The 22,831-nt window shown below is 72.6% G+C and carries 23 protein-coding genes; 6 read left to right on the top strand and 17 right to left on the bottom strand.

Translation table 11 applies throughout. The features are described 5' to 3' along the window. Positions 1–76: 76 nt before the first annotated feature. Positions 77–1,447 carry an alpha/beta hydrolase gene (locus GL259_RS13700; RefSeq protein ID WP_243762300.1) on the top strand — a complete coding sequence of 457 codons (1,371 nt, stop codon included), beginning with the start codon at positions 77–79 and terminating at the stop codon, positions 1,445–1,447. Here the strand turns inward: GL259_RS13700 and GL259_RS13705 are convergent. Then, a complete protein-coding gene (locus GL259_RS13705; protein ID WP_159532553.1) occupies positions 1,444–1,632 on the bottom strand; it encodes a hypothetical protein in 189 nt (62 codons plus the stop codon). The genes GL259_RS13700 and GL259_RS13705 overlap by 4 nt on opposite strands. 11 nt (positions 1,633–1,643) lie before the next feature. Continuing rightward, entirely contained in the window at positions 1,644–2,228 is a 585-nt protein-coding gene (locus tag GL259_RS13710) for a helix-turn-helix domain-containing protein (RefSeq protein ID WP_159532555.1), read from the bottom strand. A gap of 305 nt (positions 2,229–2,533) precedes the next feature. Here GL259_RS13710 and GL259_RS13715 point away from each other — a divergent pair, with 305 nt between their 5' ends. Further along, positions 2,534–2,791, top strand: a complete 258-nt coding sequence (locus GL259_RS13715; protein WP_159532557.1) for a hypothetical protein — start codon at positions 2,534–2,536, stop codon at positions 2,789–2,791. Positions 2,792–2,902: 111 nt separating this feature from the next. Here the strand turns inward: GL259_RS13715 and GL259_RS13720 are convergent, their stop codons facing one another. The 6 genes from GL259_RS13720 to GL259_RS13745 form a co-directional block, all read right to left on the bottom strand. Next, positions 2,903–4,108 (bottom strand): hypothetical protein, encoded by a 1,206-nt coding sequence (locus GL259_RS13720; protein ID WP_159532559.1) that lies wholly within the window; start codon positions 4,106–4,108, stop codon positions 2,903–2,905. Between the two features lie 105 nt (positions 4,109–4,213). Further along, positions 4,214–5,221, bottom strand: coding sequence for an SCO2521 family protein (locus GL259_RS13725; RefSeq protein ID WP_159532561.1), 1,008 nt, complete (start codon positions 5,219–5,221; stop codon positions 4,214–4,216). A gap of 1 nt (position 5,222) precedes the next feature. Further along, positions 5,223–6,188 carry an SCO2522 family protein gene (locus tag GL259_RS13730; RefSeq protein WP_159532563.1) on the bottom strand — a complete coding sequence of 322 codons (966 nt, stop codon included), beginning with the start codon at positions 6,186–6,188 and terminating at the stop codon, positions 5,223–5,225. Continuing rightward, positions 6,185–7,102: an SCO2523 family variant P-loop protein gene (locus GL259_RS13735; protein ID WP_159532565.1), complete on the bottom strand. Its 918-nt coding sequence runs from the start codon at positions 7,100–7,102 to the stop codon at positions 6,185–6,187. The genes GL259_RS13730 and GL259_RS13735 overlap by 4 nt, the downstream gene beginning before the upstream one ends. A 3-nt stretch (positions 7,103–7,105) precedes the next feature. After that, on the bottom strand, positions 7,106–8,950 hold the full coding sequence (locus GL259_RS13740) for an SCO2524 family protein (protein WP_159532567.1): 1,845 nt from the start codon (positions 8,948–8,950) through the stop codon (positions 7,106–7,108). 55 nt (positions 8,951–9,005) lie between these two features. Continuing rightward, the gene (locus tag GL259_RS13745) at positions 9,006–9,758 is read right to left on the bottom strand and encodes an SCO2525 family SAM-dependent methyltransferase (RefSeq protein ID WP_159532569.1); all 753 of its coding nucleotides are present in this window, start codon (positions 9,756–9,758) and stop codon (positions 9,006–9,008) included. Between the two features lie 336 nt (positions 9,759–10,094). Here GL259_RS13745 and GL259_RS13750 point away from each other — a divergent pair, with 336 nt between their 5' ends. Further along, positions 10,095–10,643: a GNAT family N-acetyltransferase gene (locus GL259_RS13750; RefSeq protein ID WP_159532571.1), complete on the top strand. Its 549-nt coding sequence runs from the start codon at positions 10,095–10,097 to the stop codon at positions 10,641–10,643. A 57-nt stretch (positions 10,644–10,700) separates the two neighbouring features. On the opposite strand, the gene GL259_RS13755 is transcribed toward GL259_RS13750, so the two are convergent. After that, the gene (locus GL259_RS13755) at positions 10,701–11,402 is read right to left on the bottom strand and encodes a TerB family tellurite resistance protein (RefSeq protein ID WP_159532573.1); all 702 of its coding nucleotides are present in this window, start codon (positions 11,400–11,402) and stop codon (positions 10,701–10,703) included. 184 nt (positions 11,403–11,586) lie between these two features. Beyond that, positions 11,587–13,308, bottom strand: a complete 1,722-nt coding sequence (leuA, locus tag GL259_RS13760; protein WP_159532575.1) for a 2-isopropylmalate synthase — start codon at positions 13,306–13,308, stop codon at positions 11,587–11,589. A gap of 331 nt (positions 13,309–13,639) precedes the next feature. On the opposite strand from leuA, the gene GL259_RS13765 reads away from it, so the two are divergent. From GL259_RS13765 to GL259_RS13775, 3 genes are read left to right on the top strand one after another with little or no spacing between them, the layout of a single operon-like run. Further along, positions 13,640–14,713: a M4 family metallopeptidase gene (locus GL259_RS13765; protein WP_159532577.1), complete on the top strand. Its 1,074-nt coding sequence runs from the start codon at positions 13,640–13,642 to the stop codon at positions 14,711–14,713. 20 nt (positions 14,714–14,733) lie between these two features. Next, a complete protein-coding gene (locus tag GL259_RS13770) occupies positions 14,734–15,000 on the top strand; it encodes a protealysin inhibitor emfourin (RefSeq protein WP_159532579.1) in 267 nt (88 codons plus the stop codon). A gap of 57 nt (positions 15,001–15,057) precedes the next feature. Then, complete coding sequence (locus tag GL259_RS13775; protein WP_159532581.1) at positions 15,058–16,368, top strand: GH1 family beta-glucosidase; 1,311 nt, start codon at positions 15,058–15,060, stop codon at positions 16,366–16,368. A 1-nt stretch (position 16,369) separates the two neighbouring features. On the opposite strand, the gene era is transcribed toward GL259_RS13775, so the two are convergent. From era to GL259_RS13810, 7 genes are all read right to left on the bottom strand, one after another. Beyond that, positions 16,370–17,323 carry a GTPase Era gene (gene era / locus GL259_RS13780; RefSeq protein ID WP_166461486.1) on the bottom strand — a complete coding sequence of 318 codons (954 nt, stop codon included), beginning with the start codon at positions 17,321–17,323 and terminating at the stop codon, positions 16,370–16,372. 379 nt (positions 17,324–17,702) lie between these two features. After that, positions 17,703–18,056, bottom strand: coding sequence for a cytidine deaminase (locus GL259_RS13785; protein WP_159532585.1), 354 nt, complete (start codon positions 18,054–18,056; stop codon positions 17,703–17,705). A gap of 70 nt (positions 18,057–18,126) precedes the next feature. After that, complete coding sequence (locus tag GL259_RS13790; RefSeq protein WP_159532587.1) at positions 18,127–18,486, bottom strand: MmcQ/YjbR family DNA-binding protein; 360 nt, start codon at positions 18,484–18,486, stop codon at positions 18,127–18,129. Beyond that, complete coding sequence (locus GL259_RS13795) at positions 18,483–19,784, bottom strand: hemolysin family protein (protein ID WP_159532589.1); 1,302 nt, start codon at positions 19,782–19,784, stop codon at positions 18,483–18,485. Before GL259_RS13795 ends, GL259_RS13790 begins: the two co-directional genes overlap by 4 nt. Next, the gene (gene ybeY / locus GL259_RS13800) at positions 19,781–20,278 is read right to left on the bottom strand and encodes an rRNA maturation RNase YbeY (protein WP_159532591.1); all 498 of its coding nucleotides are present in this window, start codon (positions 20,276–20,278) and stop codon (positions 19,781–19,783) included. Before ybeY ends, GL259_RS13795 begins: the two co-directional genes overlap by 4 nt. Positions 20,279–20,290: 12 nt before the next feature. Then, complete coding sequence (locus GL259_RS13805; RefSeq protein ID WP_159532593.1) at positions 20,291–21,361, bottom strand: PhoH family protein; 1,071 nt, start codon at positions 21,359–21,361, stop codon at positions 20,291–20,293. 250 nt (positions 21,362–21,611) lie between these two features. Beyond that, complete coding sequence (locus tag GL259_RS13810) at positions 21,612–22,760, bottom strand: PfkB family carbohydrate kinase (protein WP_159532595.1); 1,149 nt, start codon at positions 22,758–22,760, stop codon at positions 21,612–21,614. Positions 22,761–22,831: the final 71 nt, after the last annotated feature.

Consider the following 22,831-nt stretch of genomic DNA (forward strand, 5'->3'; position numbering starts at 1 on the left):
TCTCCCTGCTCCCGCCGCTGACCGCCTCCGCCGTACCCGGCCCGGCAGCCCCCGCGCCCTCCCTCTCCTGGGGGCCGTGCGCGGGGCGGAGGCGGACGGCTCCGCCCCGCGGCAGCAGTGCGCCACCCTCCGCGTCCCCATGGACCACGCCGATCCCCGCGGCCCGGAGATCTCCCTCGCGCTGTCCCGGATCCCCGCCGAGAACCCGCAGGCCCGGCGCGGGGCGCTGTTCCTCGTCCCCGGCGGGCCGGGGGGCTCCAGCCTCGGCGACCCCTCCGGGAAGGGGCGGAAGCTCCCCCAGGAGGTGCGCGACCGGTACGACCTGATCGGATTCGCCCCGCGCGGGATCGCCCCGTCCACCTCCGTCGGCTGCGGGCTGGAGCACGGCGACCTGGCCCCCTCGAAGCTGCGCCCCTGGCCCGCCCCGGACGGTTCGGTCGACGAGAACATGGCCACCGCGCGGCGCACGGCGGACGCCTGCGCGCGCAACGGGGGCGAACTGATCCGGCACCTCAGCACCGCCGCCAACGTCCGCGACCTCGACCGCGTCCGGGCCGCGCTCGGCGAGCGGAGGATCTCCGTGTGGGGCGTCTCGTACGGGACGTACGTCGGGGCCGTGTACGCCCAGAAGTTCCCGCACCGGACGGACCGGGTCGTGCTGGACAGCAACGACGACCCCGACCCGACCCGCGTCGCGCGCGGCTGGCTCGCCGCGTACGAGCAGGGTGTCGAGGACGTCTTCCCGCACTTCGCCGCGTGGGCGTCGGCGCCCGGGAACCCGGACCGGGTGGCGGAGACGGCCTCCGAGGTGCGCCCGGCGTTCCTGCGGCTGGCCGCCCGCCTGGACCGCGAGCCGATCCCCTGGCCCGGTGCCAACCCCGAGGAGCTGAACGGCAACGTCCTGCGCCAGACCATGCTGGACAGCCTCTACCAGCCCGGCCGCTACCCCACCCTGGCGAAACTGATGCTGGCCGCGCGCCACGGCACGGTGCCGCCCGCGCCGGCCGCCCCGCCGGAGCCGGCGGTGCAGAACGTCACCGCCGTGAGCGCGGGGACGATCTGCAACGACGTCGCCTGGCCCACGTCCCCCGCCGTGTACGAGAAGGGCGTCGCCGAGAGCCGCGCGAAGCACCCCCTCACGGCCGGCATGCCCCGCAACGCCCTGCTCTGCGCCGCCTGGCCCCACCCGCCCCGCGAGGCTCCGGTGCGGATCACCGACCGGGGGCCGTCCAACGTCCTGCTCGTCCAGAACGAGCGGGACGTCGCCACCCCGCTCGGCGGCGCGCTGAAGCTGCGTGAGGCGCTCGGCCGCCGGGCCGTGATGGTGACCGTGGATTCCACCGGTCACGGCGCGTACCTCGCCCACGGCAACGAGTGCGGCGACCGCACGGTCTCCCGCTTCCTCGCGACCGGCGAGCGTCCCGGCCGGGACCTGTACTGCCGCTAGAGCACGGCGGCCGGCGTCCTGGGGGCGGTGGCCAGGCGCAGGCCGACCTCCACCAGGGTCCAGCCGAGGCGGGTGCGCAGGTGCCGGGGACGCCGGGCGGAGGCGGCGAGGCGGTGGGCGTCGGCTTCCGCACGGAGGCCGGCGGCGCGCAGGTGGTGCAGGGCGAGGTGGTTGTGCGGATGCATCGGGCGGCCTCTCAGTCCGTACGGACGGGGATGACGTGGGTGTGGACGCGCACCCGTTCGGCGTCCGGGGTGCCGTCGTCGGGCGCCGACGCGCGGTAGCTCTCCACGAGGTCGTGCATCTTGTGGACGAGTTCCCGGGCGAGCTCGGGAGTGAGGCGCAGCGTCCAGTCGCTCATGTCGGAGGCGCGGCGCCACTCCTCGGGCCAGTCGTCGCTGGTGCCGAGCCAGGTGGCGAGCTCCCGGGTGTGGTGGTTGGCGACCTCGTGCAGGAACAGGTCGGCGGCCCCGCGCACCTCCGGGTCGCCGTCCTCGAGCAGCGTCTCGTCGAAGCGCACGCCCTTGTGGACCGCCTTCCACCACCGCTCCCGCCCCTTGCCGTGCTCCGGCGCGTCCTCGACGAAGCCGTGAGCCGCGAGCTGACGCAGGTGGTAGCTGGTGGCGCCGCTGGACTCTCCGAGTCTCGCGGCCAGTCGCGACGCGGTGGCCGGCCCGTCGTGCCGCAGGGCGTTCAGCAGCTGCATGCGCAGGGGGTGCGCGAGTCCGCGCAGCGCGCGGGCGTCGAGACGGCGCACCTGCGGGTCCTGGGGCTCGTTCATGAACAAGAGGATAGCGATGCAAAGAACCCGTTGCAAGGTTTTTTTGCAATGGGTTCTTTGCATCGCCGCCCCGAAGGACTTCCCGGCGCCCGCCCGCGGGCATCCGCCGAAGACCGAGCGGCCGGGGCGTGCACCGGGACACGCACCGAGGCATGCACCGACGGCATCTTCCGGACCGCTCGTCGGACCGGAGGATGAACTGCCGATGACGCCGTTGGCGTGACGTTTCCCCTCGGTCGCAACCGGGACCGACGCGGCCGGCCTCCTGTCCTGCAGAACCGACACCCTTGGGTGAGGAGACCGACATGACCGCCACCGTTTTCGAGTACGGCCCGAAGCACGCCTGCGCCGAGGGCGACTACCTGCTCTCCCCGCCGAACCCGGCCGACCGTCTCGACATCGGCATCGCCCCGCGCGACCGCCGGCGGCTGGAACTCCAGGCGGCCCTCACCGCGGCCGGCATCCCGCCCCGCCCCGAGGACCGCGAGGCCATCGACAGCCTCAGCGCGCTGTCCGCCGGCATCAACACCACCATCCAGCGCTGGCTGCACCACACGCTCTGACGGACACGGACACGGACACGGACACGGCCCCGGACCCGGACGCCGACGCGGAGACGGCCCCGCGTCACGAACTCCCCGGTGCCGCTGCCGGAGCGCAGGCCGTGCCGGCGCTCAGCCCCGGTCGACCATCCAGGTGCCGTCCTCCTCGTCGTCGACCCGCACCTCCAGTTCGCGCAGGCTCATGCCGGCCTCCCAGAGCTCCCTGAAGCGCTTCATCCGGTCCTGGACGTGGTCCGGGCGGGCGATGAGCCGGGTCCTGACGTTGACGTCGCGCAGGTCCTGGTCGATCTCGAAGGACACCGTCTCGTCGTAGACGATGAAGTCGTTGGTGGTGCCGCGCAGCAGGTGCGGCGGCAGTTCCGGCAGGACCGCCACCCGCACCTCGATGTGCAGCACCTCCTGCTCCTCGCACAGCCGCAGCAGCCGGTCGTCCAGTTCCCGCGCGCTCTCCAGCAGGAACAGCCGCCGTACCGGCACCCCGTGCTCGACGATCGCCTCGTGCTGGGCGTGGAGGTAGCGGCTGGCGGGCTCGCTGTTCCAGAACTCCCGGTCGACGGAGGTGCTGGTGGCGCAGATGGAGTCCTCCGCGGCGCGGGTGAGGGTGAGCATCCAGTCGTGGTTCTCGCCGGGGCACTCCACGGTCAGGGTGGTGAGGTCCGTCATGTACCCGATCACCCGCTGCATCTCCAGGCGGACGAAGGTGGACAGGATCGGGGGCCCGGGTGCCAGCACCTCGGCGAAGTTGGTGGCCAGGTCGGGCACCGCCTCGATGCGGACCCGGGCCGGCGCCGGAGGGGGGTCGGCGGGGCGGGGCGGCTCGGCGAGACGGGTCTCGACGAGCTGCTTCACGTCCTCGGTGTGCCGGACCAGGTCGCTGTGCAGGTCGTCGTGGCGCCGCAGCCCGTCCCGCACGGTGGCGGCGGTCTCGGCCAGCAGGCTCTCCGTCCGCCGGATCCGTTCCTCCGCCGTCCGGTCCGGTGCGAGGAGGTGCTGGACGGCCACCGCGGCGGCGGCGCAGAGTCCGGCGGCGGCGAGCTGCCGCGCCGGTCCGTCCTCCGGGCTCAGCAGTGCGGCGGCGCCCCAGGCGAGGAGGCCGAGGACGAGGCCGACCAGCAGCCGGCGCGGCCACGGGGCCGGGGCGGCGTCCCGGTCCGGCCCCGCGGCCGCGAGGGCCGCCGGTGGCCCGTCCGGGGCGGATGCCGTGCGGGGCTGGTCCTGCGGGCCGGGGACCGTCCGGTCGCCCGTGCGGTCGGGCGGGCCCGCCGTGCCGGACGGGGCCGCCGCTTCTTCGGGCTGGGGTGACTGTGCCGTGCTCATCTCGCTTCTCCCCCCGTTGGGATGCGCGTCAGGTCGGGGTGCGGGGATGTGCGTGGGGTCGGGCCGGGTCCGCTCGGGGCCGGTGGGCCGCTGGGGAGTGTCGGGTCAGGGAACCGGCTCCACCTCCCGGTACGGCGAGGGGATCGCGTGCAGGGTGAGCTGGTCGCGGATGCGCTGCACCAGCGTCTGCCACTGCCGGGTGAAGCCGGGCTGCTTCTCCAGCGCGTCCCACAGCGGGGCGAGCTCCCCCGCCACCCGGGCCCGCGGCATCCACAGGTGCAGCAGGTGGTCGACGGCGGGCCGCAGCGCCCCGACGACGGGCGGAAGGCCGCCCTCCGCCGGCGGCCGCGGCCGGGCGGGCGGCGGCGCGGATCCCAGGCGGATGCCGTCCAGGATGCGGACCACCGTGGTGAGCAGCCAGTCGTGCAGGGCGAGGTCGTCGCAGAGGCCGGCGATCTCGGCGCTGCGGACGCCCTCGGGGACCCGCAGCCGTACGGTGCGCAGTTCGTCCTCGGCGAGGGTGAACCGCTCGATCGACGGGCCCTCGCCGGGGTCCGCGGGCAGGGCCACCCAGCGGAGCCGGGTGGGGCGGGACTTCAGGGGCGGCCGCTGGTCGAGCAGGGGGTGGCGCAGCAGCCACGTGAGCAGCCCGTCGGCGATCAGGCCGACGTCGAGTTCGCCGTGCCGCCCGCCGCCGAGCAGCCCCTGGGCGACCGCCTCGCGGGGCAGTCTCCCGAACGGCTCGACCACCCCGGGCCGCACCAGGTAGTGGCCCCAGGGCCGGCGGTGGTCGGGTCCGGTGGCGGGGACGCGGAAGTACGCGGAGCTCTGCAGGACGCGTCCCTCGGTGAGCGAGGCCCGTGCGGCGACCGTGCCGACCGCGCGGACCCTGGAGCCGTTGGCGCTGGGCAGGGGGCAGTCGACGCCGGTGAGGGTGTCGGGGGAACGCCCGTAGAGGTTGGGGCGTTCGGAGAGCAGGACCCGCTCGTCGGCGCGCAGTCCGAGGAGCTGGGCGGCGGCCCGGCTGTCGAGCGCCTGCCGGGCGGGCAGCAGGCAGGTGCGGACCTCGCCGCAGGCGAGCACGGCGCGCGGTGCGCCCTCCCCCGGCCGCATGTCACTCCCCCGCGTAGAAGACGTAGGAGATGCGGTCGGCCACCGAGTCGGGGACGGCCACGGACTCGTGGGCGGACCGTTCGGCGACCTGGCGCAGCGCTTCCGGGTCCACCTCGGTCTGGTCGAGGATCACCCGGACGGCGTGCTCGACGGGTAAGAACCGGTTGGGCAGCACCGAGCAGGTCCGGTAGGCGGCGAACGGGTCCGCCCGGGGGTTGAGCCGGATCAGCGGGGGCAGTTCGTCCCAGTCCTCCGGGAAGCCGGAGGCGGTGTGCGGCTGGGGTGTGAGGACGGCCTCGCCCCGGTTGCGCAGCAGTCCGAGGCGGACGAGCTGCCACACCGCCGCGAGGAAGGGGCAGGACCAGGTGCGGTGCCCGTCGGGGGTCTCGCTCCAGAGTTCGACGTCCAGGAAGACCGAGTGGCGGCGGGCCGCGGTCTCCTTGGGCGGCTGCCAGGCGGTGGCCTTGCGCATCGCCTGCGGGGCGCGCGCGACGGGGCTGCGCTCGCCGTTGGCCAGCCAGCCGGCCTGGGCGGCCGGCGGGCGGAGGCCGTAGCTGCCGGGCGGCGGTTCCTCGACGAGGCGGCCGGCCACCGCCTCGGCGACCGGCACCTTGCCGGCGTCCGCGCAGCCGGACTCGCGGGCCAGGTAGTCGACGGTCACTCCGGCCCGCTCGGCCTCCGCCAGCAGCAGCGGGACGAGTTCGGCGGGGCTGGAGAACCGGGTGAAGTAGTCGTCGATCAGGAAGCAGGTGCTGACCCGGGGGCGTCTGCCGCCGGCCCGGTCGGCCGCCGCGGCGCGCGCCGCCTCCGCCCAGGGGCGGACCCGGTCGAAGTGGCGCCGCAGGTGCCCGGGGCCGCGCTCGAAGTCCTCCATGTACAAGTGGCCCAGCTCCAGGGAGAGGTGGGACAGCGGCACCGCCTGGGTCCGTGGTTCGGCGGTGGTCTCGCGGAACACCGCTTCCGTCATGGCCGCCCCCAGTGGGATTCGTCGGTCAGGCGCCGGGCGATCTCCTCCAGCGCCTCCAGGGTCTCCTTGTTGGCGATCTGGGTGGCGAGCACGTCCTCCTCGGTGATCAGCTGTTCGCGCCACTGCAGGATGGGCTCCAGCGGTACGACGCCGAGGACGACGCTGTCACCGATGCGGTGCTCGGCGGCGAGCCGGCGCAGGGACTCGTCGCAGGACTGCATCCAGGCGGCCTGGGCGGGCGAGCCCTGGGCCCACAGCGGCGACTCGGGATCGGGCACGGCGGCCCGGACGAGGCGGATGTTGTCCCGCAGGGTCTGCTCGTCGTGCCCGCGGTCGATCCCGCTCCTGATGATGCCGTTCTCCTTGTGGACGAGTCCGGAGGCGGCGATCACGTGCTGCCGGGTCCAGCGGTGGAAGACGAGCCAGCGGAAGGGGACGTAGCGCATCCGGGGGTGGGCCGTCGCCGCCAGGACCATGTCCACGGCGTAGCTGCGGCCGGCGCTCAGGTCCACCACGATGAGGTCGAACTCGCCGTTGAGCCGCAGCAGGAGGTCGACGCACCGCTCCAGGGCGTCCTCGTCGGTGGCGAACTCGCCGCCGCCGGCGTCGCCGGGGAGGAGGACCAGGCGGCCGGCCTGGTTGGGCCGGGCGCGCAGCAGGGGGTGCTCGGTCTGCCGCCAGACGTCGATCCTGGCCGGTTCGGTGACGTCGCCCTCGAGGTAGGAGTGCAGGCCCCGCTCCTCGGTGCCGCGCATCGCGTCGGGGACGTCGAAGACGGCGGCGGCGGTCGGTGAGCCGAAGTCGAAGTCGACGTACGCCACGTGATCGCCGGAGAGGGCCCGCTGGTAGGCCAGGTTGGCGCTGGTCACCGAGCGGCCCGTGCCTCCTTTGTCGGAGGCGGCGAAGACGAGCACGGCTCACACCTCCTGGGTGGCGGCGTCCCGGGCCTGGGCCAGGGTGTCGAGTTCCCGGAGCACGGGCAGGGCCAGGGCGAAGGCGGTGGCGGGCCGGTCGTCGACCAGGCTGCGGGCGTGCTCCAGGCGGCTTTCTATGCTCCGCATGGCCCGTCCCCGGTTCCCGTCGGCGGTGACGGAGGCCTCCATCTGCTCCTTGCCGAACAGGTGGGTGGCCTCGCTGAGCAGTTCCCGGGCCAGCTGGGCGAGTTCGGGACTGCGGATCGGCTGCTGCTCGTACAGGTTGCGGGCGGCGACCAGGCACTCGGTGACGCGTTCGGTGATGCTCCAGGACAGGCGCGGGTTGAGGCCGCGCGCGTCCGGGTAGACGGCGCGCGCGTTGTCCCAGAGGCCGGCGCCCACGCCCTCCTCGATCCGCCGCTCCCACAGGTGCTCGAACGTCTGCTCGGCGAGGCGCAGCAGGCGGTCCTGGGCCTCGATGTTCCGGGAGAGTTCGGCGAGTTGGATGCTCCGCTTGAGCAGCTGGGCCGAGAAGTCGGTCATCCGCCACTGCAGCAGCGTCCCGGAGCGCTCGGAACCGGCGAGCGGCATGAGGACGCCCGGGTCGTGCAGTCCGACGGCGGGGTCGTTCCGCGTCATCCGGCTGGTGACCCGGCCGCGGTCGGCGAGGCGCTCCATGATGGCGACGGTGCGGGTGAGGTCGTCGTCGGTGGCCTTCCGGCGGACCAGGTCGTGCACGAGGATGGCCGCGACGGTCAGGGAGAAGTACTCCGACTCCAGCCGCAGGCCGGTGGTCTGCCAGGGGAGGTCCTCCAGGGGCCAGCGCTCGCTGCCGAAACGGGCGACGGCCGACCAGTACTGCTGGCTGAGTTCCCAGCGGAGGCGTAACGCCTCGGCGAGTTTCTGCTGGTCGGCGTCCAGCAGGCCGAGGGTGAGGGTGCGGTCGGAGAAGAGGTCCTGGATGCCGTCCAGGGCGACCACGGTGAAGTACACGTAGGGCAGCCGGTCGGCGATGCCGTCGGGCTGGCCGGGGACCGGGACGTCCAGGTCGGTGATCTTCGGCGCGTCCTTCACCACGCCCCAGGCCCAGCCGCACTCGAAGAGCTGGCTCTCGTCCCGGATGCTCTCGTCGACCTGGATGCCGCGGCTGAGGCTCTCGATGATCGTGGCGCGCAGCGGGCGGAACCGGCGGGAGAACTGCTGGAGCACCGCCCGGTCGGACTGTCTGTTCTGCCCGATGACCTGGATCAGCCGCCGGCCCTGCTCGGACTCGGCGTCGAAGACGTTGACGGTGAAGGAGCGCAGCAGGCTGACCATCGCGGAGGTCAGGCGCGTGTTGGTGGCCTCCCTCAGCTCGCCGAGCGCCTTGCGCACCTCGGGGCGGGTGGTGCTGCTCTCGTAGACCTTGAGGAACCCGAGGGTCGCCAGGCAGAGCGTGACGGACATGGAGTAGGAGTCGACCACTCCCAGCTTGCCCTGCTCGTAGGTGAGTTCCTGGCCGGGGTCGACCGGCTTGAAGTACGGTCCGCCGGCGAAGGTGGGGCTGTCGTCCGGCCCGGTGTAGGTGCGCATGAACTGGGTCAGCGCGGTGATCAGGTTGGGGGGGATCTCCAGCCGGCTGCCGACCCGCTCCAGCGCGCGCAGCACGTCCCGCTCGGTGGTGTCCGGCTGGTCGAGGCGGAACGCGGGGACCTCGGTGGCGGGGTACAGCAGACAGAGCAGCCGCTCGGCGTCCGCGACGCTGCTCAACCCGTCGGTGTCCCCCCAGACGAGTTTCCCGTCGTCGAACATCTGGCGGGCCGCGGCCCGCCAGACGTCCAGCAGGTGCTGGCGTGGCTTGATCTGCATCCCCGTACCCCTCGTACAGATCCGGTTGCCCTGTGTTCCGTCATGGTCCCCGTTCCTACGGGGCCGCAATCGCCGCGTTGCGCCGCCCCAGCGCGAGGATCATCCCCTCGTGTCCCGGCCGCACCATGTGGTGCAGATCGTGGATCTCCAGCTCGGCGGTGAAGTGCTCCAGATTCTCACGGACCCGGTCCTCGTTCACCCGGTAGGCCGGATACCGGTGGTCGCCGACCTGGTATCCGACCGACTCCTTCATGAACGCGGCGGCGAACGGGGCCCCTTCGTTCAGCACGTCCATGAAGCACCGCACGCCCCGCCGGAACTCCTCGGGGCACTCGGACATGGAGTCGGCGACGAAGAACATCGTCCCGATGTCCCAGCGCCGCTGCCCGTCGAGGTCGAGCAGGTTGGCCCGCTCCACGCGGACGATCTCGCCGAACCGGCCCCTCGGTTCGACGTCGCGGTAGGCGGGGGCCTCGCGCAGCACCTCCCAGAAGGCGTCCCAGGCCGGGTCGTAGCCCTCGGGGGACGCCTGCCGCTCCAGGTACTCGATGTTCGGACGCGCGTACTCGAGCAGCAGGATCTTCTCGCACCAGGGGAGCATGGACAGGGCGGGATAGAGGTTCGCCCCGGCGCCGACGTCGACACCGCGCACCGAGTCCGGGACGCCCCGGGCGAAGCAGCGGGTGAAGTAGTCGCGCATCAACCGCACGATCAGCAGGTCGACCTCGAGCGGGGTCCGGTAGTTGAGGTCGACGTACACCTCTGGATCGAACTTCGACCACGGTGCGTCGGCGTTGCGATCCATCATCACCCTGCCGTATTCCCTCGCGCATCGGACAAGACCGTGTGCCCTGTCTGCGCGCCGTCGTGGACGCGGCAGGTGAAGCGGCATCTCCGGTGCTCGCACCGTAGGCGGACACGGCACGCGGAGACAGCCAGGAACACGCCAGTCCTCATGGAGCGGGCGCACGCCAGGCGCACGTCAGCATATCCCCGCACACGCGAACTCGCCCTTGCGAGGGGAGAGTTGGGCGCTCACTCTAGCCAGGAGCAGTCACCGGCCGCCACCGGACGTCTCATTCCTCCGGGTGAACGGGCCGGTGCCTGTCGTGTTGACGTCCGCACGTCCCGACTGGGGGGTGGCATGACCGCCGAACCGCTGGAGCGCGCCCTGGACCGCCACGAGCACCTGCCGGGAACGGCACCGTTCCCGGGCCCGCGGCACCTGGTCCTACGGGCGGCACGGGAGTCCGATCTGCCCGAACTGCGGCGGCTCGACGTGGAGGTCTTCCAGGAGGTCGCCTATCCGGCGTTCCTGCTGCGCCAGCTCTACGACATGTACGCCGAGCACTTCCTGGTCCTCGACGAGGGCGAGGGCCGCCTGCGCGGCTACGTCCTGGCCGCCACCACGGCGCTCAACCGCGACAGCTGGATCCTCGGCCTGTGCGTGACCGAGGACCGCCGCCGGCACGGACTGGGCCGGGAGCTGATGGTGGAGGTCCTGGCGCGGCTGCACCGCAGCGGGATCGAACAGGTCCGGCTGACCGTGGAACCCGCCAACCGTGCCGCGATCCTGCTGTACCGCTCCCTGGGCTTCCGTCCCGAGCAGCCGGACGCGGGCCTGCGCCGGGACTACTTCGGCCCCGGCGAGGACCGCCAGGTCATGCACCTGGAACTGCCCCGGCCGCACTGAACCGCTCCCCCGTCCGGCAGGACGGCAGGGGGCCGGGGGGGCCGGGGGGCCGGGCGGTCAGGACGGCGTCCGTGCCGCCGCCAGCAGGCGGGTCACGTCGTCGGAGCAGATGGTGAGGGCCGCGCCCACGGTGGCCAGGGTGTCGCGCTCGGCGGGGGTGTAGGGGCCGTCGGCGAGGGCGATGCGGGCGCCCTGGAGGAGGATCGACTCGCGGCCGGGGGCGGCGAGGTGCGGGGCCAGCGGGTCCAGCGCCTCGTGCAGCTCGATGGCGAGGCCGGCCGCGCAGGGTCCTCCGGTGAACCGGCCGGTGTCCGCCTCCAGCGCCTCGACGAGCGCGGCCAGCTGTTCCTCCGTGCAGTCGTCGAAGCCGGCCGCGCGCACGGCGGCCACGGCCGTCTCCAGCGACGCGCGCGAGCAGGCGCCGCCCGCGGCCAGCACCGCGAGGGCGACGGTGTGCACGGCGTCACGGAGCATCGCGGAGAAGCGGGTGGTGGTGGGGTGGTCCAGGACGTCGGTGCCGAAGTGGTGGCGGCAGGCCGCGCATTCGACGACCGGCCCGGTCCCTCCGCGCGGCAGCACGGGGACGCCGAGGAGGGCGAAGCGGCGCTGCCCGGTCAGCCGCTGGTAGTTGCGGTCGCCGCCGCAGCCGGGGCAGAAGAACTCGCCGTCCCCGACGGACGTCCAGGTCGTCCGGGTGCCCATCAGGCGCGACAGTCTGGTGGCAGCGGCACGGCCGTTGGTTCCCCGTCCTGGCAGCACGTCGCACCTCCATAACGCCGCAGCACCATCGCCGCGCACGCGTGATGTTAGCCACATCCACGAGGCGGAGTCAGTACCCGGGACGAGACCTCTCCGTGACCTGCACAGCATTTGGCCGGTATGCGACGGGGCCCCGCCCGCCCGAAAAGGCGGACGGAGCCCTCAAACCCCACGAAAAGGCTGCTCAGCGCGTTGCGCGGTTGACGGCCGAGACGACCGCCTTCAGCGAGGCGCGGGTGGTGTTCGCGTCGATTCCGATGCCCCACAGAACCTTGTCGCCGATGGCGCACTCGATGTAGGAGGCGGCCTGCGCGGAGGCGCCCTCGCTCATCGTGTGCTCCTGGTAGTCCAGCAGGCGCACGTCGATGCCGATGCCCTGCAGCGCGTGGAAGAACGCCGAGATCGGACCGTTGCCGGTGCCGACCAGGGTGGTCTCCACGCCGTCGACCTCGGCCTCCACCGTCAGGGTGTCCACGCCGTCGCGGTCGGTCGTGCTCTGGCCGTTCCTGACCTGGATGCGGCCCCAGGGGTTGTCCGGGTTGGGCAGGTACTCGTCCTGGAAGGTCACCCAGATGTCGGCCGGGGTGACCTCGCCGCCCTCGGCGTCGGTCTTCGCCTGGATGATCTTCGAGAACTCGATCTGCATCCGGCGCGGCAGGTCCAGCTTGTGGTCGTTCTTCAGGACGTAGGCGATGCCGCCCTTGCCGGACTGCGAGTTGACGCGGATGACGGCCTCGTAGGAGCGGCCGACGTCCTTGGGGTCGATGGGCAGGTACGGGACCGCCCACTCGAGGTCGTCGACGGTGACGCCCTTGGCCCTCGCGTCGGCCTCCATGGCGTCGAAGCCCTTCTTGATGGCGTCCTGGTGGGAGCCGGAGAAGGACGTGTAGACCAGGTCGCCCACGTACGGGTGGCGCGGGTGGACCTCCATCTGGTTGCAGTACTCCCACGTGCGGCGGATCTCGTCGATGTCGGAGAAGTCGATCTGCGGGTCGACGCCCTGGGAGAACAGGTTCATGCCCAGGGTGACCAGGTCGACGTTGCCGGTGCGCTCGCCCTGTCCGAACAGGCAGCCCTCGACGCGGTCGGCGCCGGCCATCAGGGCCAGCTCGGCGGCGGCGACGGCCGTGCCGCGGTCGTTGTGCGGGTGGACCGACAGGCAGACGTACTCGCGGCGGGACAGGTTGCGGCCCATCCACTCGAAGCGGTCGGCGTGCGTGGACGGCGTGGAGCGCTCGACGGTGGCGGGCAGGTTGAGGATGATCTCGCGGCCCGGGCCGGGCTGGTAGACGTCCATCACCGCCTCGCAGACCTCCAGCGCGAAGTCCAGCTCGGTGTCGGTGAAGATCTCGGGGCTGTACTGGTAGCCGAACTCGGTCTCGGGGCCCAGCAGTTTCTCCGCGTACTCCATCACCAGGCGGGTGCCGTCGACGGCGATCTGCTTGATGTCGTCCTTGGAGCCGCGGAAGACGACCCGGCGGAAGACCGGCGCGGTGGCGTTGTACAGGTGGACGGTGGCGCGCCTGGCGCCCTTCAGGGACTCGACCGTCCGCTCGATCAGGTCCTCGCGGGCCTGGGTCAGGACGGAGATCGTGACGTCGTCCGGGACGGCGTCCGGGTCCTCGATGATCGAGCGGACGAAGTCGAAGTCGGTCTGGCCGGAGGCCGGGAAGCCGACCTCGATCTCCTTGTAGCCCATCTTGACCAGCAGGTCGAACATCGCCCGTTTGCGGACGGGCGACATGGGGTCGATCAGGGCCTGGTTGCCGTCGCGCAGGTCGGTGGAGAGCCAGCGGGGGGCGGTGGTGATCCGGTTGTCCGGCCAGGTGCGGTCGGGGATGTCGACCTGCTCGTAGCGGCCGTACTTGTGGATCGGCATGGAACTGGGCTGCTGGCGGTTGGCCATGGTGCGTGGGCTCCTCGAGGGTCCGCGGGATGTCCTGGACGGGACGGCCGACGGCGCAACGCCAGACTCCGCGGGGAGGGGGTCGGCCTCTACTGCAGACCCTCACCGCGGCAGCTAAGGAGAAGCAGCCCGAAACGCATGATGCTCCGCAGCTTAACCGAGACGTCCACCGTGCGAGGGTCCGTATCAGTATGCGGGACCGGCGGGAGGAACGGGACAAAAAGTGCCGTATACCACTGGGAGAGGGAGCCGGAGGCGCGGTGACCGGAGATTTCACCAATCATGATTGCACCCGGTGACATGCGCGTCACACAATGCGATGGTGCCGGACATGACCAGCCACGGGGGCTTCGAGCCCGTCTTCTGCACCATCGTCCCGCCGCACGTCCTCGACCGGCTCGCGCAGGCCGACGACCCCGTCCTCGCCGGGCCGGCGCGCCGGACCCTCCAGCGCGACGCCTACGAGCGCACCCGGCGCCGCCTGACCACGGTCGTCGGCGCCCCCGCCGCCGCCCCGCACGCCGCCGAGGCCGAGCCCGGCAAGCCGCGGCGCACCGTGTACGACGCCGGGCACGGCACCGACCTGCCGGGCGAGAAGGCGCGCGGCGAGGGCGAGGAGCCCGGCCGGGACGCCACCGTCAACCGCGCGTACGCCGGTCTGGGCGCCACGTTCGAGCTGTTCCTCAAGGCCTACGCCCGCGACTCGATCGACGGCAAGGGGCTGCCGCTGGACGCCACCGTGCACTACGACCGCGAGTACAACAACGCCTTCTGGAACGGCGAGCAGATGGTCTTCGGCGACGGGGACGGGGAGATCTTCCTCGACTTCACCCTCCCCATCGACGTCATCGGCCACGAACTCGCCCACGGGGTCACGCAGTACACCGCGAACCTGACGTACTTCGGCCAGCCCGGCGCGCTCAACGAGTCCGTGTCGGACGTCTTCGGCGCCCTCGTCAAGCAGTACGCGCTCGGCCAGACCGCCGACGAGGCCGACTGGCTGATCGGCGCGGGCCTGCTCGCCCCGCGCGTCACGGGCAAGGCGCTGCGCTCCATGAAGGAGCCGGGCACGGCGTACGACGACGACGTCCTCGGCAAGGACCCGCAGCCCGCGACCATGGACGACTACGTCCGCACCGGACGTGACAACGGCGGCGTCCACATCAACTCGGGCATCCCCAACCACGCCTTCTACCTGGCGGCCACCACCCTCGGCGGGCACGCCTGGGAGCGGGCGGGACAGGTCTGGTACGACGTCCTCACGGGCGGCGAGCTGGAGCAGGACGCGCAGTTCACCGACTTCGCGACGCTCACGGTGGAGGCGGCCCGCGCCCGGTACGGGGAGGGCGAGGAACTGCTGGCGGTGACCAAGGCGTGGGAACGGGTGGGGGTGCGCACGTCGTAGTTCCGTACTAGACACGGACCATGCGCATTCAGGTGAGACGCACCGGCGGGTTCGCGGGGATCGAGCGGCGGGCCGAGGTGGACACCTCGGGCCGGGCCGACGCGCACGAGTGGCACGCCCTGGCCGAGCGGGCCCTGGCCGCCGGCCGGAGCACCCCGCCGGCCGGGGTCCCGGACGGGTTCGGCTACCGGATCACGGTCGACGGGACGTCCGTGTACTGCGCGGACCCCCGGCTGACCCAGGAGCAGCGGGAGCTGATCAGGAGGGTGCTGAAGGAGGGCGCGTAACCCTCCTTTGCGGCAGGGGCGTTGACTCGCCCGGCCCGGGTGCCGATGATCCGGCCCATGGCGACGACGAACCCGATCCCGCGTTTCCCGGCCGGCTTCCTGTGGGGCGTGTCGACCTCGGCGCACCAGATCGAGGGGGCGGCCGACGAACGGGAGCCGTCCGTGTGGGACGTGTTCGAGGCCGGGTCCGGGCGGGTGCGGGACGGTTCGACGGCGGCGGTGGCCTGCGACCACGTCCACCGCCACCGCGAGGACGTGGCGCTCCTGTCCGGCCTGGGCGTGGACGCGTACCGCTTCTCGGTCTCCTGGCCGAGGGTGCGGACGCCGGGCGGCCTGGACTTCTACGACCGTCTGGTCGACGACCTGTGCGCGGCCGGTGTGCGCCCGGTGCCGACGCTGTTCCACTGGGACCTGCCGGCCGGTCTGGACTGGCTGGAGCGGAGCACGGCGGAGCGGTTCGCCCAGTACGTGTCCGAGGTCGCCGGCCGGCTGGGCGACCGCGTGCCCAAGTGGATCACCCTCAACGAGCCCGCCGAGCACACGCTGCTCGGCCACGCGCTGGGCGTGCACGCGCCCGGCCGCAGGCTCCTCCTCGACGCGCTGCCGGTGGCCCACCACCAGCTCCTCGCGCACGGGCTGGCGGTGCGCGCCCTGCGGGCGTCCGGGGCGCGTGACATCGGCATCGCGAACAGCCACGGCCCGACCTGGCCGGCCTCACCGGACCGGGCGGACGTGGAGGCCGCCGACTTCTACGACCTCCTCCTGAACCGCCTCTTCGCCGACCCCCTGCTGCTCGGCCGCTACCCGGAGGGCATCGGCGAGCTGCTGCCGGGCGACGTCGAGGCGGACCTGAGGGTCATCGCCGAGCCGCTGGACTGGTACGGGGTCAACTACTACGCGCCGACGCGCGTGGGCGCCCCGCAGGGCACGGAGACCGACTTCGGCGGGGTGCGGATGCCGGCCGGACTCCCCTTCTCGGTGCGGGAGGTCGAGGGCCACCCGGTGACGGACTTCGGCTGGCCGGTGGTCCCCGAGGCCCTGACGGAACTCCTCACGGGTCTTCGCGCCCGCTACGGCGACCGCCTCCCCCCGGTCGTCATCACCGAGAACGGCTGCTCCTACGGGGGCCTGGACGACCAGGACCGCATCGCCTACCTCGACGGCCACATCCGCGCCCTGCACCGGGCGCTGGAGGCGGGCGTGGACGTGCGCGGCTACTTCGTGTGGTCCCTGATGGACAACTTCGAGTGGGCCGAGGGCTACACCCGCCGCTTCGGCCTGGTCCACGTGGACTTCGAGACGCTGAGGCGGACCCCGAAGGCGTCGTACGGCTGGTTCCGGGAGGTGCTGCGCGCGCAGCGCGCGTGATTCAGAAGCCCAGGCGCCGCAGCTGCTTCGGGTCCCGCTGCCAGTCCTTGGCGACCTTCACGTGGAGGTCCAGGAACACGGGCGTGCCGAGCAGCGCCTCGATCTGCTTGCGGGACTTGATGCCGACGTCCTTCAGGCGCTTGCCCTTGGGGCCGATGATGATGCCCTTCTGGCTGGGGCGCTCGATGAACAGGTTGGCGTGGATGTCGAGGAGGGGCTTGTCGGCCGGGCGGTCCTCGCGCGGGAGCATCTCCTCGACGACCACCGCGATGGAGTGCGGGAGCTCGTCGCGGACGCCCTCCAGGGCCGCCTCGCGGATCAGCTCCGCGACCATGACCTGCTCGGGCTCGTCGGTGAGGTCGCCCTCGGGGTAGAGGGCCGGGCCCTCGGGCAGCAGCGGGATCAGCAGGTCCGCCAGCAGGCCCACCTGCTTGTTCGCGGTCGCCGACACCGGGATGATCTCCGCCCAGGTGATGCCCAGCTCCTTGCCGAGCTGGTCGACGGCGATCAGCTGCTCGGCCAGCGCCTTGGAGTCCACCAGGTCGGTCTTGGTGACGATCGCGACCTTCGGGGTCTTCTTGATCCCGGCCAGCTCCTTGGCGATGAAACGGTCGCCGGGGCCGATCTTCTGGTCCGCGGGGAGGCAGAAGCCGATCGCGTCGACCTCCGCCCAGGTGGTGCGGACCACGTCGTTCAGCCGTTCGCCGAGCAGGGTGCGCGGCTTGTGCAGGCCGGGGGTGTCCACCAGGATCAGCTGCGCGTCCGGGCGGTGCACGATCCCGCGCACGGTGTGCCGGGTGGTCTGCGGCCGGTTGGAGGTGATCGCCACCTTCTGCCCGACCAGAGCGTTCGTGAGGGTGGACTTGCCCGCGTTGGGACGGCCCACGAAGCAGGCGAAACCGGCCCTGTGGACAGCGTCGGCCGGCTGCTCGGATGACTGGGTACGAACACTCATGGCGCCCATTCTCCCTGATCCCCGGAGCCCCGCCGTACCACCGCCCGGAACGGGGGCCGCCCGGGCCGGACGCGCGGGGGCGGCGTCGGCCCGGGCGGCCGTCGTCCCGGGAGGATCAGTCGAAGACGAACGGGCCCGGTGACTGCGGCCCGGTCGCCGTGCGGGTGAGGGTTGGGATTCCGGCTCCCTTTCCGTGGGGAACTCCGTGTGGCGGGGAATTCCGTGGGGGAACTGCTCGGCAGAGGGGTCCGGACCCATCGCACCACACCGGCTGACGTGCCCTCAGGACCGGCGTTCTCCGCTGATGCGCGGGGGGCAGGGCGCGGTAGGGGGGATCCGGCCTCTTCACCGCCGGTAACAAGCGGGGGGTGCCGGGGCGTCAGCCCGCGGTGACCGTCTCCCGGACCGTTCCGTCGGGGCCGGCCACCAGTACCGGGGTCCCGGGCCCGCCGAGGTCCCGCACGGCCGCGCGGTCCTCGGCCGACGCCGACTCCGCCTCCGTCACCACCGCCGCCGCCTCCAGCGACTTCGCCCCGGACGCCACCGCCATCGCCACCGCCGTCTGCAGGGCGCTCAGCTTCAGGGAGGCCAGGGCCACGGTCCCGGCGACGTACGTGCGGCCGGTCTCGTCCCGTACGGCGGCACCCTCGGGCACGCCGTTGCGGGCGCGCGCGGAGCGGGCCAGGGTGACGATCTTGCGGTCCTCGGGGTCGAGCGTGCTGCTGTCGGTCATGATCCGAGCATACGGACCGGACCGGGCGACCGGCCCGGTCACCCCGCCCCGGGGCCGCCCCTCGGGTGGTTCAGGGGCGGTCGAGGCGGAGGCGGTCGGCTCGCGGCAGGCCGGCCACGACCAGGTCGTAGGAGTCCTCGACCAGTTCCCGGACCAGGCGGTCCGGGAGTCCGCCGTCCGCCGTCACCGTGTTCCAGTGGCGCTTGTTCATGTGCCAGCCGGGGACGATCAGGCCCGGATGGGCGGTGCGGAGCCGGATCGCGTCCTCCGGGTCGCACTTGAGGTTGACCCTCAGGGGCCGCGCGTCCAGGTCCGCCAGCGCGAAGAGCCGGCCCCCGACCTTGAAGACCGAGGTCTCCGCGCCGAAGGGGAAGTCCTCCACGGCCGCGTTGAAGGAGAGGCACAGGGCACGCAGCTCCCGGGGGGTCACTCCGGCTTCTCCTCCTGGTGCTCGGGCGGGTCCACCGGCTCCACCAGGACCGTCACGATCTTGTTCCGGCGTCCGGCCGCGGCCTCCGCGGTCAGGCGCAGGGCGCGGGCGTCGGGGAGCTCGACCACGGACGAGGCGCCCGCGATCGGCACCCGGCCGAGCTGCTTGGCGAGCAGTCCGCCGACGGTCTCCACGTCCTCGTCGTCGAACGCCTCCAGGCCGTACAGCTCGCCGAGGTCGCCGATGTCGAGGCGGGCGGTGACCCGGTAGCGGTCCTCGCCCAGGCCCTCGACCGGCGGGAGCTCACGGTCGTACTCGTCGGTGATCTCGCCGACGATCTCCTCGAGGATGTCCTCGATGGTGACGATGCCCGCGGTGCCGCCGTACTCGTCGACGGCGACGGCGACGTGGTTGCGCTCCTTCTGCATCTCGCGCAGCAGGTCGCCCGCGTTCTTGGTGTCGGGCACGAAGAACGCCGGGCGCATCGCCGTCGACACCAGCTCGCTCTCGGCGTCCCGGCTGATGTGCGTCTTGCGGGCCAGGTCCTTGAGGTAGACGATCCCGACGATGTCGTCCTCGCTCTCGCCGGTCACCGGGATGCGGGAGAAACCGGAGCGCAGGGCGAGGGTGAGGGCCTGGCGGATGGTCTTGTACCGCTCGATCACCACCAGGTCGGTGCGCGGGACCATGACCTCGCGCACCAGGGTGTCGCCCAGCTCGAAGACCGAGTGCACCATGCGGCGCTCCTCGTCCTCGATCAGCGACTCCGCCTCCGCGAGGTCGACCAGCGCGCGCAGCTCCGCCTCGGAGGCGAAGGGGCCGTGCCGGAAGCCCTTGCCGGGGGTGAGCGCGTTGCCGATGAGGATGAGGAGCGACGGGATCGGGCCCATGACCCTCGCCAGCGGGACCAGGACGTACGCGGCGGCCGTGGCCGTGTTCAGCGGGTGCTGGCGGCCGATGGTGCGCGGCGAGACGCCGACGGCGACGTACGAGACGAGGACCATGACCGCGATGGCGATCAGCAGCGCCTCGGCCGTCCCGTCGAACTCCCGGAGACAGCCGTACGTGATCAGCGCGGCGGCGGCCATCTCGCAGGCGACGCGGACCAGCAGCGCCACGTTGAGGTAGCGGGTGGGGTCGGCGGAGATCTGCGCGAGCCGGGCGCTGCCCCGGCGGCCGGAGCGCACGGCCTCCTCGGCGCGGAAGCTGGAGACGCGGGCGATGCCCGCCTCCGCGCAGGCGGCCAGCCAGGCCACGACGACCAGTGCGATCGCGCCGAGGACGAGTTGCGCACTCATGAGACGGTCGGGGCCGGGGACGGGCCGGTCAGGCCCCTCTCCGCGCGCCAGCCGTCCACGATCGCGGCCTGCAGGCCGAACATCTCGGCCTTCTCGTCCGGTTCCTCGTGGTCGTAGCCGAGCAGGTGCAGCACGCCGTGGACGGTGAGCAGCTGGAGCTCCTCGTCCATGGTGTGCTGCGTCGGTGCCTCGCTGCCCTGCTTGGCGGCGACCTCGGGGCAGAGCACGATGTCGCCGAGCAGCCCCTGCGGCGGCTCGTCGTCGTCCTTGGACGGCGGCCGCAGCTCGTCCATCGGGAACGACATGACGTCCGTCGGCCCGGGCAGGTCCATCCACTGGATGTGCAGCTGCTCCATGGCGCCGGCGTCCACGACGATCACCGAGAGCTCGGAGAGCGGGTGGATGCGCATCCGCGCGAGCGCGTAGCGGGCGATGTCGAGGATCGCCTGCTCGTCGACCTCGGTGCCGGACTCGTTGTTGACGTCGATCGACATCTGGTGCTCGGTCTACTTCCCCTTGTGCCCGGACTTGCCCCGGCCGCCCTTGTGGGCGCCGTTCTGGGTGCCGTGCTTGCTGTCGTACTGCTCGTACGCGTCGACGATACGGCCCACCAGCTTGTGCCGGACGACGTCGTGGGACGATAGCCGGGAGAAGTGGACGTCCTCGACCCCCTCGAGGATGTCCTGCACCTGCCGCAGGCCGCTCTTCGTGCCCTCGGGGAGGTCGACCTGGGTCACGTCACCGGTGATGACGATCTTCGAGTCGAAGCCGAGGCGGGTGAGGAACATCTTCATCTGTTCGGGGCTGGTGTTCTGGGCCTCGTCCAGGATGATGAAGGCGTCGTTCAGCGTGCGTCCGCGCATGTACGCGAGCGGGGCGACCTCGATCGTGCCCGCCGCCATCAGGCGGGGGATGGAGTCGGGGTCGAGCATGTCGTGCAGCGCGTCGTAGAGCGGGCGCAGGTAGGGGTCGATCTTCTCGTAGAGCGTGCCCGGGAGGAACCCGAGCCGCTCGCCCGCCTCGACGGCGGGGCGGGTCAGGATGATGCGGTTGACCTGCTTGGACTGCAGGGCCTGCACCGCCTTGGCCATGGCGAGGTACGTCTTGCCGGTGCCCGCCGGGCCGATGCCGAAGACGACGGTGTGCTTGTCGATCGCGTCCACGTAGCGCTTCTGGTTGAGCGTCTTGGGACGGATCGTGCGGCCGCGCGAGGACAGGATGTTCTGCGTGAGCACCTGGGCCGGGGTCTCCTGGCCGTCGCTCTCCCCGTTCTCGCTCGCCTTGAGCATGGCGATCGAGCGTTCCACTGCGTCCTCCGTCATCGGCTGCCCGGTGCGGAGCACCAGCATCATCTCGTCGAACACGCGCGAAATGAGGGCGACCTCCGTGGCGTCGCCGACCGCGCTGATCTCATTGCCCCGGACGTGGATGTCTGCCCCCGGGAAGGCCTTCTCGATCACGCGCAGGAGGGAGTCCCCTGAACCCAGCACGGTCACCATGGGGTGCTGGGCGGGGACGGTGAGCTGCACTCTCGCCTGCCCCTGCGCGGGGGTGTGAGCTGTGGGTGTCTGAGTCATGGGCCGGCGCTTAAGGCCTGCGGTTCCTCCTCGTCACGGCCGCGCAGCTGAGGGCGGCCTCGCGATTCCCAGGGTACGACGCGGCGGTGGCAAGACCGTAGGACTTTTCCCGGCCGCCGCTTCCCGTCCGCCCGGGCCGGGGCGGCGGCCCGCTCTCCGGCCGGGCGGACGGGGCGGTGGGAGGGCGGGGCGGGGCCCCCGCAGCGGGGCGCGGAGGCACAGCCCACGGCGGGGGCGCGGGGCCGGGTCCTCACGCCGACCGGCGGAAGCCGATCGTCGGGACCGCCCGCCGCAGCGGCCAGGGCCGCACCAGCTCCTCGGGGACCAGGCCGGCCAGGAACGCGTACCGCCGCAGGGCCTCCTGGTCCTGGCCCTCGACCGACTGCACCCTGCGCCACCACGCCGCCACCTCGGTCCACCCCGGGGCCGACAGCGAGCCGCCGAACTCCTGGACGGAGAGCGCGGCGGTGAGGCCGGCGAAGGCGAGGCGGTCGGCCAGCGGCCAGCCGGCCAGGCTCCCGGTGACGAAGCCGGCGACGAACACGTCCCCGGCCCCGGTCGGGTCGAGCGCTTCGACGGCGATGGCCGGGACCTCGGCGGTCTCACCGGTGCGCCGGTCCACCGCATACGCGCCCTCCGCGCCGAGGGTGACGACCGCGACCGGGACGTGCTCGGTGAGGGCGTGCGCGGCGGCGCGGGGGCAGTCGGTGCCGGTGTAGCGCTTGGCCTCCTCGGCGTTCGGCAGGAACGCCTCGCAGTGGCGCAGGTCGGGCAGCGCGGCCAGGTCCCACGCGCCGCTGTCGTCCCAGCCGACGTCGCCGAAGACGCGGGTGCCGCTGCGCGCGGCCTGGGCGATCCAGGGGGCGCTGCGGCCCGGCGTGAGGGAGGCGACGGCGGCACGGGCGCGCGGGGGGCAGTCGGGCGCGGGTTCCTCGGGGGGCGGTTCGTGGCCGTGGGAGACCATCGTCCGCTCGCCGTCGTAGGCCATGGAGACGGTGACCGGCGAGTGCCAGCCGGGCACGGTGCGCGACGGGGAGAGGTCGATGCCCTCGCCCTGCTCCAGGGTGTCCCAGCAGTACTCGCCGTAGTGGTCGTCGCCGAAGGCCGCCGCGAGGGAGGTGCGCAGGCCGAGGCGGGCCAGGGCGGTGGCCATGTTGGCGACGCCGCCGGGGCTCGACCCCATCCCCCGTGCCCAGGACTCGGTCCCGCGCACCGGGGCGGAGTCGAGCCCGGTGAAGACGATGTCGAGGAAGACCGTCCCGGTGAGGTAGACGTCCCAGGGCGGATCGTCCGGTGTGCGCAGCCCGGCGAGGGGATCGACCTGGGCCGAGTGGTGCGATCCTTCGGTGAACTCCTTCCCGCCGGCCGCGGCGGGGGCGGTGGACGCGGTGGACGCCATCACGGTGCGCTCCCTGACATGGTGCGGATCAGGCCAGTGTGCACCACGCCACCGACAATGTGACCGTCGTC

The organism is Streptomyces sp. Tu 3180 (assembly GCF_009852415.1).
Lineage (GTDB): Bacteria > Actinomycetota > Actinomycetes > Streptomycetales > Streptomycetaceae > Streptomyces.